Source organism: Streptomyces sp. NPDC039424 (assembly GCF_055639495.1).
On sequence record NZ_JBVKAI010000002.1, the window covers coordinates 76,114 to 90,689 of the forward strand.

Below are 14,576 nucleotides of genomic sequence, written 5' to 3' on the forward strand. Positions count from 1 at the left end.
ACGTCGCCTACTTCTGCGCCGGCACCGGAATGTCGAGGATCACCCGCGTCCCCCGCTCCGGGGCCGGAACCATGTCGAAGGTTCCCCCCAACTCGCCCTCCACCAGGGTCCGTACGATCTGCAGACCGAGGTTGCCCGAGCGGTGCGGGTCGAAGCCGTCGGGGAGGCCGACGCCGTCGTCCTGGACGGTGACCAGGAGGCGGGCCTCCTTGGTGGTGCCGCCGCGGACCGCGGAGACCTCGACGGTGCCGGTGTCACCCTCGCGGAAGCCGTGCTCCAGGGCGTTCTGCAGGATCTCGGTCAGGACCATGGACAGCGGGGTCGCGACCTCGGCGTCGAGTATGCCGAAGCGGCCGGTGCGCCGGCCGGCGACCTTGCCCGGCGAGATCTCGGCGACCATCGCGAGCACACGGTCGGCGATCTCGTCGAACTCCACGCGCTCGTCCAGGTTCTGGGAGAGCGTCTCGTGCACGATCGCGATCGAGCCGACCCGTCGTACGGCCTCCTCCAGGGCCTCCCGGCCACGCTCGGAGTCGATGCGGCGGGCCTGGAGGCGGAGCAGTGCGGCCACCGTCTGGAGGTTGTTCTTCACCCGGTGGTGGATCTCCCGGATGGTGGCGTCCTTGGTGATCAACTCGCGTTCACGGCGGCGCAGTTCGGTGACGTCCCGGAGCAGCACCAGCGAACCGATGCGGGTCCCCTTGGGCTTGAGCGGGATCGCCCGGAACTGGATCACCCCGTCGTTGGACTCGATCTCGAACTCGCGCGGCGCCCATCCGCTGGCGACCTTGGCCAGCGCCTCGTCCACCGGCCCGCGGGTCGGGGCGAGTTCGGCGGTGGTTCGGCCCAGGTGGTGGCCGACGAGGTCCGCGGCGAGACCTAGGCGGTGGTAGGCGGACAGGGCGTTCGGCGAGGCGTACTGGACGGTGCCGTCCGCGTCCAGCCGGATCAGGCCGTCGCCGACGCGCGGCGAGGCGTCCATGTCTACCTGCTGGTTGGGGAACGGGAAGGAGCCGGCCGCGATCATCTGCGCCAGGTCCGAGGCGCTCTGCAGATACGTCAGCTCCAGACGGCTCGGGGTGCGCACGGTGAGGAGATTGGTGTTGCGGGCGATGACCCCGAGGACGCGCCCTTCCCGTCGTACGGGGATCGACTCGACCCGGACCGGGACCTCCTCGCGCCACTCCGGGTCGCCCTCGCGCACGATCCGGCCCTCGTCGAGCGCGGCGTCCAGCATCGGGCGCCGGCCGCGCGGGACCAGGTGGCCGACCATGTCGTCCTGGTAGGAGGTGGGGCCGGTGTTGGGCCGCATCTGGGCGACCGAGACATACCGTGTGCCGTCCCGGGTGGGAACCCACAGGACCAGGTCCGCGAAGGAGAGGTCGGAGAGCAGCTGCCACTCCGAGACCAGCAGGTGGAGCCACTCGAGATCGGAGTCGTCGAGGGCGGTGTGCTGGCGTACGAGTTCGTTCATGGAGGGCACGTCTGCGAGCGTACCCGGGTGTTCGGAAACGGCCGAAAAACACCCGCGGGCCGCGGCGCCTGGGAGGGACCCTCAACCCTCCCGGCACCGCAGCCCGGAGCAACAACGGCCGTGGGGTGTGCGGTCCCGGTCGGCCGAAGGATGAGGAGCCGGGGCAGTCAGGGCAGAGAGCTCCGGTTCCTCGGTCCGTCTTCCTGTGCGGGGAAGACGGAAGAATGCGCCCTACGCATTGTGGACTAGACCAGAAGGTGTGTCCATGTGTTCATGCGTGCGGAGTTGTAGCAACTTGATACCTCGAAGCCTAGCCCGCCCGGGTCACGCGCGGGACCAGATGGCCATGGCAATTTCCGCGAGGGCCTCCAGTTCCGCCCGGCTCGCTCCGTCGCGCGCCTGCTGGGACATGCCCTGGATCACCGCGCCGGTGTGCCGGGCCAGCGCGGCGGCGTCGACGTCCGCCGGCAGTTCGCCCGCGTCGACGTCCTCGCGGATACGGCGCTCGAAGGCGGCGATGTTGGCGTTGCGCCGCTCCCGCAGCAGTTCCTCCACCTCGGGGCTGGTGCAGTTGGTGGCCGCGTGGATGACCAGGCAGCCGTAGGGATGGGCGGGGTCGGTGTACTCGGCCGCGGCCTCGCGCAGTATCCGCTCGACGGCCGCCCGGGCGGTGGGCTCCTCGGCGAGGGCCCGCTCGCCGAAGGAGCCGTGCGTCCCGGCGTAGACCCGGACGACCTCCTCGAACAGCGCCCGCTTGTCACCGAAGGCCGCGTACAGGCTGGGCGCGCCGATGCCCATGCTCCGGGTGAGGTCGGAGACCGAGGTCGCCTCGTAGCCGTGCCGCCAGAAGGCCATGACCGCCTTCTCCAGCGCGCTCGCCCGATCGAAGGAGCGGGGGCGGCCACGGGACTTGGATACGGGCCTGACCTGCTCTTTCGTCTCGCTTCTCGGCTCGCTCGACACCATGGAGTGAATTCTATAGCGCTCCCTAGAAAAAGGCCGCCGCCCTGTTGTACGGTCTTTTTGTAGCGACCGTTAGACAAATCGGGAGGGGCGTCGGCATGGGTGTGCTCATGGGCAGGACGGCACTGGTCACGGGGGCGAGCAGGGGGATCGGCCGGGGAATCGCCGAGCGGCTGGGGCGCGACGGGGCGCGGGTCGCGGTGCACTACGGCAGGAACGAGAGGGCGGCGCGGGAGACGGTCGCCGCGATCGAGACGGCGGGCGGCTCCGCTTTTGCGATCGGGGTCGAGCTCGGCCGGCCCGGCGACGCGAAGGCGCTGTGGGAGGAGTTCGACCGGCACGCGGACGGGCTGGACATCCTGGTGAACAACGCCGGGATAGGCGGCGCCCCGCCCATCGAGGAGATCGACGAGACGGCGTACGACGAGGTCTTCGCCGTGAACGTGAGAGCACCGTTCTTCCTCGTCCGGCACGGCCTGGAGCGGCTGCGCGACGGAGGGCGGGTCATCAACATCTCCTCTGGCCTCGCCCGGACGGCGGTGTTCCCCCACCAGATCGCCTACGCCATGACCAAGGGCGCCCTGGACGTCTTCTCACGGGACCTGTCCAAGGTGCTGGGACGCCGGGGCATCACGGTGAACTCGGTGGCCCCGGGCATCATCGACACGGACAACACCGCCGAGCTGCTGCACGCGACCGAGGGCGGCTGGACGCGGGCGGCGGAGATATCGGCGCTGGGCAGGGTGGGCGAGACGGCCGACGTCGCTGACGTGGTGGCCTTCCTCGCCTCCGACGCCGGGCGATGGGTCACGGGCAGCTGGGTGGACGCGACCGGCGGCTCACTGACGTAGGCGGGATGCTGGGGGTACCATTCTGTTCGATTGGTCTAAACCACACAGCCAGACAGATCGGCAGGCCCCAGCGTGGAAGTTGTCATCGTTCCGGACGCCGAGTCGGGTGGCGAGCTCATCGCCGAGGCCATCTCGCGACTGCTGCGGCGCAAGCCCGAGGCCCTGCTCGGCGTGGCCACCGGCTCCACTCCGCTGCCCATCTACCAGGCACTGGCGGCCAAGGTGCGCTCCGGTGCCGTGGACATCTCGCGGGCGCGGATCGCGCAGCTCGACGAATACGTGGGACTGCCCGCCGAGCACCCCGAGTCCTACCGGTCGGTGCTCCGGCGGGAGGTCCTGGAGCCGCTGGGGATAGGGCTGGAGGCGTTCATGGGGCCGGACGGCACCGCCGAGGACGTGCAGGGCGCGTGCGAGGCGTACGACCGGGCACTCGGCGAGGCCGGGGGCGTGGACCTGCAGCTGCTCGGGATCGGCACCGACGGGCACATAGGGTTCAACGAGCCCTGCTCCTCACTGGCCTCGCGCACGCGCATCAAGACGCTCACCGAGCAGACCCGCGTCGACAACGCCCGGTTCTTCGACGGTGACATCGAGCAGGTGCCGCACCACGTCATCACCCAGGGCATCGGGACCATCCTGGAGGCCCGCCACCTGGTGCTGCTCGCCACCGGCGAGGGCAAGGCGGACGCGGTCGCCGCGACGGTCGAGGGCCCGGTCGCCGCCGTCTGCCCGGCCTCGGCGCTGCAACTGCACCCGCACGCCACCGTGGTCGTCGACGAGGGCGCCGCGTCCAAGCTGAAGCTCGCGGACTACTTCCGGCACACCTACGCCAACAAGCCGGACTGGCAGGGCATCTGAGGTGATGGACTAGACCAGAGGTGGTCACAACGGTATACAGAGGAGATCACGGAGCGTGCGGGCGGGCGCCCGACGCGCTGAGCCGTGCCACGATGTGAGCCGCGGCCGACGGGACGTCGGTCGCTTCGGCACCCGGAGCCGGGAAGGCAGAGCATGAGCACCGACGTCAGCAGTGCGGAGAACGAGAACGGGGCCACCGTCCGTACCGCGCGCGTGCCCAAGTACTACCGCCTGAAGAAGCACCTGCTCGACATGACGGAGACGCAGTCGCCGGGTACCCCCGTCCCGCCCGAGCGCACGCTGGCCGCCGAGTTCGACACCTCGCGCACCACCGTGCGCCAGGCTCTGCAGGAGCTGGTCGTCGAGGGCCGGCTGGAGCGCATCCAGGGCAAGGGCACCTTCGTCGCCAAGCCGAAGGTCTCCCAGGCGCTGCAACTCACCAGTTACACCGAGGACATGCGGGCCCAGGGCCTGGAGCCGACCTCGCAGCTGCTGGACATCGGCTACATCACCGCCGACGACCGGCTCGCCGAGCTGCTCGACATCACCGCCGGCGGCCGGGTGCTGCGCATCGAGCGGCTGCGCATGGCCAACGGGGAGCCGATGGCGATCGAGACCACCCATCTGTCCGCGAAGCGCTTCCCGGCTCTCAGACGCAGCCTCGTGAAGTACACCTCGCTCTACACCGCGCTCGCCGAGGTCTACGACGTCCACCTCGCCGAGGCCGAGGAGACCATCGAGACCTCGCTGGCCACCCCGCGCGAGGCGGGTCTGCTCGGCACCGACGTGGGCCTGCCGATGCTGATGCTCTCCCGGCACTCCCTGGACCGGGAGGGCAAGCCGGTGGAGTGGGTGCGGTCGGTGTACCGGGGGGACCGGTACAAGTTCGTGGCGCGACTGAAGCGGCCGCAGGAGTAGGCGGGGTGCCGCCTACGCGGCGGAACCTCACAACTTCACAAGGTGCCCCCGAAATCGACATACCGATATCCGGACTGGGTCTTCCACTGCCCTGAGCCCGTCGCCTAGATTGCCTGCGCATTACACAGGTGATCAGCGAGGGGACGGAGCCGACAGAGATGTCCAACGCACCGGATACGACGAGACCGGCGGTGGTGACGCCTCTGCGCGCCGTCATCGCCCTCTGCCTGATCGCGCCCTTCGTGGCGATGCTGTGGGTCGGTTCCTACGCCAAGGCGGACCCCGCGTTCATCGGCATTCCGTTCTTCTACTGGTACCAGATGCTCTGGGTGCTGATCTCCACCGCGCTGACCATGATCGCCTACCAGCTGTGGCGGCGTGACCAGCGTGCCCGCGAGGCCGCGAAGGGGGGTGCGGCGGAATGAAGGACGGCGTGAACGGCGTCGCGCTCGGCGTCTTCATCTTCTTCTTCCTGGCCGTCACGGTCATGGGCTTCCTGGCCGCGCGCTGGCGCAGGGCCGACGACGAGCACAGCCTCGACGAATGGGGCCTGGGCGGGCGGTCGTTCGGGACCTGGATCACCTGGTTCCTGCTCGGCGGCGACCTGTACACGGCGTACACCTTCGTCGCCGTCCCGGCGGCGATCTACGCGGCGGGCGCGGCCGGCTTCTTCGCGGTGCCGTACACCATCCTCGTCTATCCGCTGATCTTCACGTTCCTGCCCCGCCTGTGGTCGGTCTCGCACAAGCACGGCTATGTGACGACCTCGGACTTCGTGCGGGGCCGCTTCGGCTCCAAGGGCCTGTCGCTGGCGGTGGCGGTGACCGGCATCCTGGCGACAATGCCGTACATCGCGCTGCAACTGGTCGGCATCCAGGCGGTGCTGGACGTGATGGGCGTCGGTGGCGGCGAGAACACCAACTGGTTCGTGAAGGACCTGCCGCTGCTGATCGCCTTCGGTGTGCTGGCGGCGTACACCTACTCGTCGGGCCTCAGGGCGCCCGCGCTGATCGCGTTCGTCAAGGACACGCTGATCTACATCGTCATCGCCGTGGCGATCATCTACATCCCGATCAAGCTGGGCGGGTTCGACGAGATCTTCGCCAAGGCGGGCGCGAAGTACACGGAAGCGGGCGCGGGCGGGCTGGTGCCGGCCCCGACGGGCCAGTGGACGTACGCCACGCTGGCGCTGGGCTCGGCGCTGGCGCTGTTCATGTACCCGCACTCGATCACCGCGACCCTGTCCTCGCGCAGCCGTGAGGTGATCCGCCGCAACACCACGATCCTGCCGCTGTACTCACTGATGCTGGGCCTGCTGGCGCTGCTCGGCTTCATGGCGATCGCGGCCGGGGTGAAGGTCACCAACGGCCAGCTGGCGATCCCGCAGCTGTTCGAGACCATGTTCCCGGACTGGTTCGCGGGCGTGGCCTTCGCGGCGATCGGCATCGGAGCGCTGGTGCCGGCGGCGATCATGTCGATCGCGGCGGCCAACCTCTTCACGCGCAACATCTACAAGGACTTCATCAAGCCGGACGCGACGCCGAAGGAGGAGACGCGGGTCTCCAAGATCGTGTCGCTGCTGGTGAAGGTGGGCGCGCTGATCTTCGTCCTGACCATGGACAAGACGGTCGCGATCAACTTCCAGCTGCTCGGCGGCATCTGGATCCTGCAGACCTTCCCGGCCCTGGTCGGCGGCCTGTTCACCCGCTGGTTCCACCGCTGGGCGCTGCTCGCGGGCTGGGCGGTCGGCATGGTGTACGGCACGCTCGCCGCGTACGGCATCTCCTCGCCGACGCAAAAGCACTTCGGCGGCAACGCCAAGGAGATCCCGGGCATCGGCGAGATCGGCTACATCGGTCTGACCGCGTTCGTGCTCAACGTGGCCGTCGCGGTGGTCCTCACCTTCGCCCTGAAGGCGCTCAAGGCCCCCGAGGGCGTCGACGAGACCAGCCCGGAGGACTACACGGCGGACGCGGGCGACCCGGGTGTCCAGGTGGAACTGCCGCCGGCCACGGCGGGCAGCGCGCACTGAGCCGTACGCGAGCGACGGGCCGCCGGGGAAATCCGGCGGCCCGTCGTCGTACCCGTCCCGCGCACTCGGCCGCACGGACATCGTGATCCGGCCACGCGGACCCCGACGCGCCCCGCACGCCGCCCACCGCATCTGCGAACGCCTCGGCCTCGTCCGCTCGCCCGGGCGGGACCGGAGCCCGCTCCGGCACCTGGACGACATCACTCTCCTCATCTACGAGTTGACGCTATGAAGCCGACGCAACACAACATCTGGGGGTGACACCGCAGCCCGGCACTAGATGTATGCTCATGCTCGCTGTCGCCGCAGGGGAATCCGGTGCGAATCCGGAACTGTCCCGCAACGGTGTACTCATGCCCGTATGCCCGCATACGGGTGTCGAGCGTCAGTCCGAGGACCTGCCGACAGCGCGCCCGGCCGTCCGGTCGGGTGCCCATGACGTCCGGGCCTCGTGGAGTGGGCCGGTGGACGCGACGCCGCGTGCGCTCGTGCTGCCCCCTGCCCTCCGCCAGGCCCCACGCCGAGCGAGGGAGTGCCTCACGTGACCATCGCGCCAGTCGACCCGGCTTCAGCCACCCAGGCGACCGAGGCGGCCCCGGTGGAGTCCGACGGTCCCGGTGCCGCGCTGTTGCGGACCCTGACCGAGCTGACCGCCGACCTGCCGGACGCCGACCCCGGCCGGGTCGCCGCCGCCGCACTGCGCGGCCGGTCCGCCCACGCGGACGAAGCGGAACTGCGCGAGCTGGCCACGGAGGCGGCGGCCGGCCTGATCTCCGAGGACCCCGCCTACTCTCGGCTGGCCGCCCGGCTGCTCACCCTCACCATCCGCGCCGAGGCCGCCTCCCAGGGCGTGACGTCCTTCGCCTCGTCCGTCGCCGTGGGCCACCGCGAGGGCCTGATCGCCGACCGGACCGCCGAGTTCGCGCGCCTGCACGCGGCCCGCCTCGACGCGCTGGTCGACGACGGCGCCGACGACCGCTTCGGCTACTTCGGTCTGCGCACCCTGCACAGCCGCTACCTCCTGCGGCACCCGATCACCCGCAAGGTCGTCGAGACGCCCCAGCACTTCATGCTGCGCGTCGCCGCCGGTCTCGCCGAGGACGACACCTCCCGCTCGGTGGACGAGGTCGCCGCGCTCTACAAGCTGATGAGCCGCCTGGACTACCTGCCCTCCTCCCCCACGCTCTTCAACTCCGGCACCCGGCACCCCCAGATGTCGTCCTGCTACCTCCTGGACTCCCCCAAGGACGAGCTGGACTCCATCTACGACCGCTACCACCAGGTCGCCCGGCTCTCGAAGCACGCCGGCGGCATCGGTCTGTCGTACAGCCGGATCCGTTCGCGCGGTTCCCTCATCCGCGGCACCAACGGGCACTCCAACGGCATCGTGCCGTTCCTGAAGACCCTCGACGCCTCGGTCGCCGCCGTGAACCAGGGCGGCCGGCGCAAGGGCGCCGCCGCGGTCTACCTGGAGACCTGGCACTCCGACATCGAGGAGTTCCTGGAGCTGCGCGACAACACCGGCGAGGACGCCCGCCGTACGCACAACCTCAACCTCGCGCACTGGATCCCCGACGAGTTCATGCGCCGCGTCAACGCCGACGAGCAGTGGTCACTGTTCTCCCCGGCGGACGTGCCGGAGCTGGTGGACCTGTGGGGCGAGGAGTTCGACGCCGCCTACCGCAAGGCCGAGGCGGCGGGCCTCGCCAAGAAGACCATCCCCGCCCGCGATCTGTACGGCCGGATGATGCGCACCCTCGCGCAGACCGGCAACGGCTGGATGACCTTCAAGGACGCCGCCAACCGCACCGCCAACCAGACGGCCGAGCCGGGCCACGTCGTCCACTCCTCCAACCTGTGCACGGAGATCCTGGAGGTCACCGACGACGGGGAGACGGCGGTCTGCAACCTGGGGTCGGTCAACCTCGGCGCGTTCGTCGACCCGGCCGCCCAGGACATCGACTGGGAGCGGCTGGACGCCACCGTCCGCACCGCCGTCACCTTCCTCGACCGGGTCGTCGACATCAACTTCTACCCGACCGAGCAGGCGGGCCGCTCCAACGCCCGCTGGCGCCCGGTCGGCCTCGGCGCGATGGGTCTGCAGGACGTCTTCTTCAAGCTGCGCCTGCCCTTCGACTCGGCCGAGGCCAAGGCGCTGTCCACGCGCATCGCCGAACGCGTCATGCTCGCCGCGTACGAGGCCTCCGCCGATCTCGCCGAGCGCAACGGCCCGCTGCCGGCCTGGGAGAAGACCCGTACGGCCAGGGGCGTGCTGCACCCGGACCACTACGGCGTCGAGTTCACCTGGCCGGAGCGCTGGGCGGCGCTGCGCGAGCGCATCGCGACGACCGGGATGCGTAACTCGCTGCTGCTGGCCATCGCCCCCACCGCCACCATCGCCTCGATCGCCGGGGTGTACGAGTGCATCGAGCCGCAGGTCTCCAACCTGTTCAAGCGCGAGACGCTGTCCGGTGAGTTCCTCCAGGTCAACTCCTACCTGGTGAAGGAGCTCAAGGAGCTGGGCGTGTGGGACGCCCGGACCCGTGAGGCGCTGCGCGACTCGAACGGCTCGGTGCAGGAGTTCGCCTGGATCCCGGCCGACGTACGGGCGCTGTACCGCACGGCCTGGGAGATCCCGCAGCGCGGACTGATCGACATGGCCGCGGCCCGGACCCCGTTCCTGGACCAGGCCCAGTCGCTGAACCTGTTCCTGGAGACGCCGACCATCGGCAAGCTCTCCTCGATGTACGCGTACGCCTGGAAGCAGGGGCTGAAGACCACGTACTACCTGCGCTCCCGCCCGGCGACCCGTATCGCCCGCGCGGCCCAGGCGCAGGCCCAGCCCGAGAAGACCATCCCCGTCCAGCAGGTCACCGACCCCGACGCCGTCGCCTGCTCCCTGGAAAACCCCGAGTCCTGCGAGGCCTGCCAGTAATGCCCACCCGTCACCCGACCACCACCCCTGATGGACGGCGCTCCGCGCCGACCGCAACATCCACCCGTAACACCAACCTGCTCGACCCGGGCTTCGAGCTGACTCTGCGCCCCATGCGCTACCCGGACTTCTACGAGCGCTACCGGGACGCCATCAAGAACACCTGGACCGTGGAGGAGGTCGACCTCCACTCGGACGTCGCCGACCTCGCCAAGCTGTCGCAGGGTGAACAGCACATGATCGGCCGCCTGGTGGCCTTCTTCGCGACGGGCGACTCGATCGTGGCGAACAACCTGGTGCTGACCCTCTACAAGCACATCAACTCCCCCGAGGCGCGGCTGTACCTGTCCCGCCAGCTCTTCGAGGAGGCCGTGCACGTCCAGTTCTATCTGACGCTCCTGGACACCTACCTCCCCGACCCGGACGACCGGGCGGCGGCCTTCGCGGCCGTCGAGAACATCCCCTCCATCCGCGAGAAGGCCGAGTTCTGCTTCAAGTGGATGGACTCGGTGGAGAAGATCGAGCGGCTGGAGACCAGGGCCGACCGCCGCCGGTTCCTGCTCAACCTGATCTGCTTCGCCGCGTGCATCGAGGGCCTGTTCTTCTACGGCGCCTTCGCTTACGTCTACTGGTTCCGCAGCCGGGGTCTGCTGCACGGCCTGGCGACCGGCACCAACTGGGTGTTCCGGGACGAGACGATGCACATGTCCTTCGCCTTCGAGGTGGTCGACACCGTCCGCAAGGAGGAGCCGGACCTCTTCGACGAGGAGCTCCAGCAGCAGGTCACCGACATGCTGCGGGAGGCCGTCGAGGCCGAGCTGCAGTTCGCGCGCGACCTGTGCGGTGACGGCCTCCCCGGCATGAACACCGACTCGATGCGGCAGTACCTGGAGTGCGTCGCCGACCAGCGTCTGACGCGCCTCGGCTTCGCTCCGGTGTACGGCTCGGAGAACCCCTTCTCGTTCATGGAGCTGCAGGGCGTTCAGGAGCTGACCAACTTCTTCGAGCGGCGCCCCTCGGCGTACCAGGTGGCGGTGGAGGGCACCGTCGACCTCGACGAGGACTTCTGAGCCGGTCGGACGGCTCATGGCCCGTGGGACGCCGCCCGGTGGCGGCGTCCCACCCGCTCACCAGGGCACGGGCCGCAGCAGCAGACGGTGCGGGCGGAGCGTGATGCCCACCCGGGTGGCGTCGTTCGACCCGCTGACCTCCTCGAAGCGGTACTTCGCCGACACCGCCGCCGTGACCAGGGTCAGCTGGGCCATGGAGAAGTGGTCGCTGGGGCACTTGCGGTTGCCGACGCTGAACGGGCTCATCGCGTACTTGGGCACGTCCTTGACCCGGTCCGGCAGCCAGCGGTCGGGGTCGAAGTCGAGGTGGTGGGCGTACGAACGCGGGTCGCGCTGGATCGCGTACGGGCTGTAGACGAGGTCCGCTCCCGCCGGAATGCGATAGCCGCCGAGCTCGGTGTCGCTGACCGCCCGGCGCGTCAATATCCATACGGCGGGGCGCAAACGCAAGGCCTCGACGACGACATTGTTCGTGTGGGTCAGCTTGCGCACGTCGTCGAATCCAACGGGCCGGCCGCCGGTCACGGATTCGACCTCGGCGCGCACCTTGGCGGCGTGTTCCGGATGTGCGGCGAGCAGCTGGAGCAGCCACATGATCGTGGAGGCGACTGTTTCGCTTCCGGGGGTGAGTATCGCGACCACCTGGTCGTGGATCTCCTGTTCCCCGATGGGGTCGCCATTGTCGTCCTTCGCCTCCAGCAATGCCGTCAGCAAATCGTCCGGCCTTTGACCAGATGCCCGGCGTTCGGTGACGATCTCGTCCACCAGGAGATGCAAATCGGCCAGCGCCCGGTTGAATTCCCGGTTGGCCGGCAGCGGCAGCCGGTAGAGCGGCCCGAGCGGCACGACCATCCGGCGGTACATGCCGCGGAAGACGGTTGCGAGGGCCACGCACAGCCGCTCGGCGCGCTCGTCCATGTACTGGCCGCGCAGCAGGCAGCGGGCCGCGATGCGCACGGCGACCCGGAAGGACTCGGAGGTGCAGTCGAGGGTCTCGCCGGGCTGCCAGCGCTCGGTCAGCGCGTGCGCCTCCTCCTCCATGACCTGCCCGTAGGCGGGGATGGCGTCGAGCTTGAAGGCGGGCTGGATGATGCGCCGCTGGCGGCGGTGCCGGGGGCCGTTGGCGGTGGCCACGCCCTCCTTGCCGAGCAGGCCCTCCAGGGACTCCCACAGCGGTCCGGCGATGATGTAGTCGGGGCTGAGCGCCAGCGCGCCGGTGAGCTCCGGCGTGGTGACGGCGTACACCGTCTTGGGGCCCAGTTTCAGGCGTACGACGTCGCCGTGGTCGCGGAGCCGGGCCATGAAGGCCAGCGGATCTCGGACCAGCTTCCAGCCGTGGCCGAGCGCCGGGACGGCGCCCCCCGCGAAGGGCGGTTCACCCAGCTCCGGCGCCTCGGGCGTGGCGGGCCGCACGGATTCGACGGTCATTTCTCACCTGCCGCTTCGTTGTTGACGTACGGGGGCGTGGACCGGTCGTCCCAGCTGTCGACCCTGTACCGGCCGGACTCGTGGTGGAACCAGTAGACGGAGCTGAACCAGTTCCGCATATTGCCGAGGCAGGCGCGTACGGTGACGGCGAGTTCCTTTCCCCGCACCGTGCCGTCGTCGAGGTCGTCGGCGAACCGTAAGGCGATCCGCTCCGCGTCGAGGAATTCCGCTGTGCATTCCTCGACCCGTCGCCGCATTTCCCCCACTGCCTCTTCGAGAGTCAGTCCCTGATGGGTGATCAGACTGATTCCGAGATTGTGCAGCTCGTCGCCCGCTAATTCCTTCGGCAGCGAGCAGAGGTCGTTGTACCACGCGGCGAATTCCTGGCTCAGCAGGGCCGGCCGGCGATAGGCCGGGTGTTTCCGCACGGCGTCCGGGAGTTCCTGTCCGGCACTCGGCTCCAGCAGGTCCGTCCATATCCGGTGGGCGAACGTCAGGCGCCGCAGGGCGAGGTACTCCTCGACCTCGGGGACGCGTCCTTCGGTGCGGTTGCGGAACTCCCGGTCGTACGCCTCGATCACCGCGTGGAAGTGCCGGGCGAACCGCGCGTTCCAGGTGCCGGACAGGAACGAGTACAGCCGCAGCACGCCGTCCGCGAATCCGGCGACCAGGGGGTCCGGGTGACGCACGTGGTGCCTGGGCGAGTCGAGGGCGGTGTGCAGGCGGAACCTGAGCCGCCGCCAGGCGCCCGCGCGGCCGTGGACGATGTCACGGTCGTGGCGGTCGTCCCAGACGAAGAACCACGCGCTGTAGTCGGCTATGGCCTGCAGCACCTCGTCGGGGGCGCCGAGGTAGTAGCCCGCCATGAGGTCGGTGTAGCACAGTCCGTCGGCATATTCCGCAACCTTGTCGGCCGGCATGAGCCGTTTTTCGAGCAGCCACAGGCGGGTCTTCTCCTGAAGCTTTGGCCAATACGGATGCAGTTGCCGGGGAAACGCGTCCTCGATCACCGGAAGGGCGAGTTGGGGCGGTACCGCGACCGCCGTCGGTGATGTGGTGCGGTGTGGGAAAGCATGCACGAACAAACCCCTCTCAGCCGCCAGGAACGCACGCCCCTCCCGCTGTGCCGGGCGTGCGCCGTTGCGTATCCCCGCACTTCCATTCAGCACCACAACTGACCAGTCTGGGAACGGATTTACTCCACTCACTACCCCAAGTTGCCGGGAATCGAGCGACGAACAAACGAACGATGCCCGGTCGGGACGGATCCTGACCGGGCATCGTCGCTGCTCTCGTACGGTCCCCGTACGGCGCGGGGGCGTCTCAGTCGTTGGCGACCACGGGATAACGTGGCTCGTTCTCGGCCATCTGCCGCAGCGCGTCCTTGCGTTCGCGCTTGGAGAGGCGGTCGATGTACAGGTAGCCGTACAGGTGGTCGGTCTCGTGCTGCAAACAGCGTGCGAAGTAGCCGGTGCCGCGCACCTTGATCGGGTTGCCCTTCTCGTCCTGGCCGGTCACCTCGGCGTAGTCGGGCCGCGCGAGCGGCGCGTACGCGGTGGGCACGGACAGGCAGCCCTCGTTGCTGTCGTCCAGGCGGCGCCGGTCGGCGGGCAGGTCGACCACCTTCGGGTTGCACACCACGCCGACGTGCCGCACGCCCTCGTCGTCCTGGCAGTCGTAGACGAAGACCTTCAGGTCGACGCCGATCTGGTTGGCGGCCAGGCCCACGCCCTCGGCGGTGCGCTGGCTGGCGAACATGTCGGCGACCAGCTTGTCGAGCTCCTCGCCGAACTCGGTGACATCGGCGCACTCCTTGTGCAGCACCGGGTTGCCGACGACCGTGATCGGCCGCGAGGTGCCGCGCTCGCGCCAGGCGGTCTCGCGCTCCTCGCAGTCCTCCGTGTCGACGACGAAGCCCTCCTCGTCGACGGGGAGCACGCCCGCGTGCTGCTGATCGGTGTCCTGCTGGGCCATGACCGACGTACGCCTTCCTCGGAAAACTGGAGTGCAAAACAGGGGTGTGATGCTGATACAGGGTACGGCGAAC

The 14,576-nt window shown here is 69.3% G+C and carries 12 protein-coding genes and 1 riboswitch; of the genes, 7 read left to right on the top strand and 5 right to left on the bottom strand.

Going from position 1 to position 14,576, the window contains the following annotated elements; translation table 11 throughout:
* Window positions 1–7 precede the first annotated feature (7 nt).
* Both ACZ7L0_RS05165 and ACZ7L0_RS05170 read right to left on the bottom strand, forming a co-directional pair.
* Window positions 8–1,474 (bottom strand): sensor histidine kinase, encoded by a 1,467-nt coding sequence (locus tag ACZ7L0_RS05165; protein WP_471241590.1) that lies wholly within the window; start codon window positions 1,472–1,474, stop codon window positions 8–10.
* 324 nt (window positions 1,475–1,798) lie between these two features.
* Window positions 1,799–2,440, bottom strand: a complete 642-nt coding sequence (locus ACZ7L0_RS05170) for a TetR/AcrR family transcriptional regulator (protein WP_471241047.1) — start codon at window positions 2,438–2,440, stop codon at window positions 1,799–1,801.
* A 95-nt stretch (window positions 2,441–2,535) separates the two neighbouring features.
* Between ACZ7L0_RS05170 and ACZ7L0_RS05175 the strand changes: the two genes are divergently transcribed.
* From ACZ7L0_RS05175 to ACZ7L0_RS05205, 7 genes are all read left to right on the top strand, one after another.
* Window positions 2,536–3,288 (top strand): SDR family oxidoreductase, encoded by a 753-nt coding sequence (locus ACZ7L0_RS05175; RefSeq protein WP_471241048.1) that lies wholly within the window; start codon window positions 2,536–2,538, stop codon window positions 3,286–3,288.
* A 72-nt stretch (window positions 3,289–3,360) separates the two neighbouring features.
* Complete coding sequence (nagB, locus tag ACZ7L0_RS05180) at window positions 3,361–4,146, top strand: glucosamine-6-phosphate deaminase (protein ID WP_471241049.1); 786 nt, start codon at window positions 3,361–3,363, stop codon at window positions 4,144–4,146.
* A 153-nt stretch (window positions 4,147–4,299) separates the two neighbouring features.
* Window positions 4,300–5,064 (top strand): GntR family transcriptional regulator, encoded by a 765-nt coding sequence (locus ACZ7L0_RS05185; RefSeq protein WP_471241050.1) that lies wholly within the window; start codon window positions 4,300–4,302, stop codon window positions 5,062–5,064.
* Window positions 5,065–5,222: 158 nt separating this feature from the next.
* Window positions 5,223–5,489, top strand: coding sequence for a DUF3311 domain-containing protein (locus ACZ7L0_RS05190; protein WP_471241051.1), 267 nt, complete (start codon window positions 5,223–5,225; stop codon window positions 5,487–5,489).
* On the top strand, window positions 5,486–7,096 hold the full coding sequence (mctP, locus tag ACZ7L0_RS05195; RefSeq protein ID WP_471241052.1) for a monocarboxylate uptake permease MctP: 1,611 nt from the start codon (window positions 5,486–5,488) through the stop codon (window positions 7,094–7,096). The genes ACZ7L0_RS05190 and mctP overlap by 4 nt, the downstream gene beginning before the upstream one ends.
* A 284-nt stretch (window positions 7,097–7,380) precedes the next feature.
* A riboswitch (cobalamin riboswitch) is annotated at window positions 7,381–7,516 on the top strand.
* Between the two features lie 121 nt (window positions 7,517–7,637).
* The gene (locus ACZ7L0_RS05200) at window positions 7,638–10,031 is read left to right on the top strand and encodes a ribonucleoside-diphosphate reductase subunit alpha (protein WP_471241053.1); all 2,394 of its coding nucleotides are present in this window, start codon (window positions 7,638–7,640) and stop codon (window positions 10,029–10,031) included.
* Window positions 10,031–11,101, top strand: a complete 1,071-nt coding sequence (locus tag ACZ7L0_RS05205) for a ribonucleotide-diphosphate reductase subunit beta (protein ID WP_471241054.1) — start codon at window positions 10,031–10,033, stop codon at window positions 11,099–11,101. Before ACZ7L0_RS05200 ends, ACZ7L0_RS05205 begins: the two co-directional genes overlap by 1 nt.
* A 57-nt stretch (window positions 11,102–11,158) precedes the next feature.
* On the opposite strand, the gene ACZ7L0_RS05210 is transcribed toward ACZ7L0_RS05205, so the two are convergent.
* The 3 genes from ACZ7L0_RS05210 to def form a co-directional block, all read right to left on the bottom strand.
* Window positions 11,159–12,529 (bottom strand): bifunctional albaflavenone monooxygenase/terpene synthase, encoded by a 1,371-nt coding sequence (locus tag ACZ7L0_RS05210; protein WP_471241055.1) that lies wholly within the window; start codon window positions 12,527–12,529, stop codon window positions 11,159–11,161.
* Window positions 12,526–13,608 (bottom strand): epi-isozizaene synthase, encoded by a 1,083-nt coding sequence (cyc1, locus tag ACZ7L0_RS05215; RefSeq protein ID WP_471241056.1) that lies wholly within the window; start codon window positions 13,606–13,608, stop codon window positions 12,526–12,528. Before cyc1 ends, ACZ7L0_RS05210 begins: the two co-directional genes overlap by 4 nt.
* A gap of 244 nt (window positions 13,609–13,852) precedes the next feature.
* A complete protein-coding gene (def, locus tag ACZ7L0_RS05220) occupies window positions 13,853–14,503 on the bottom strand; it encodes a peptide deformylase (protein WP_471241057.1) in 651 nt (216 codons plus the stop codon).
* Between the last annotated feature and the right edge of the window lie 73 nt (window positions 14,504–14,576).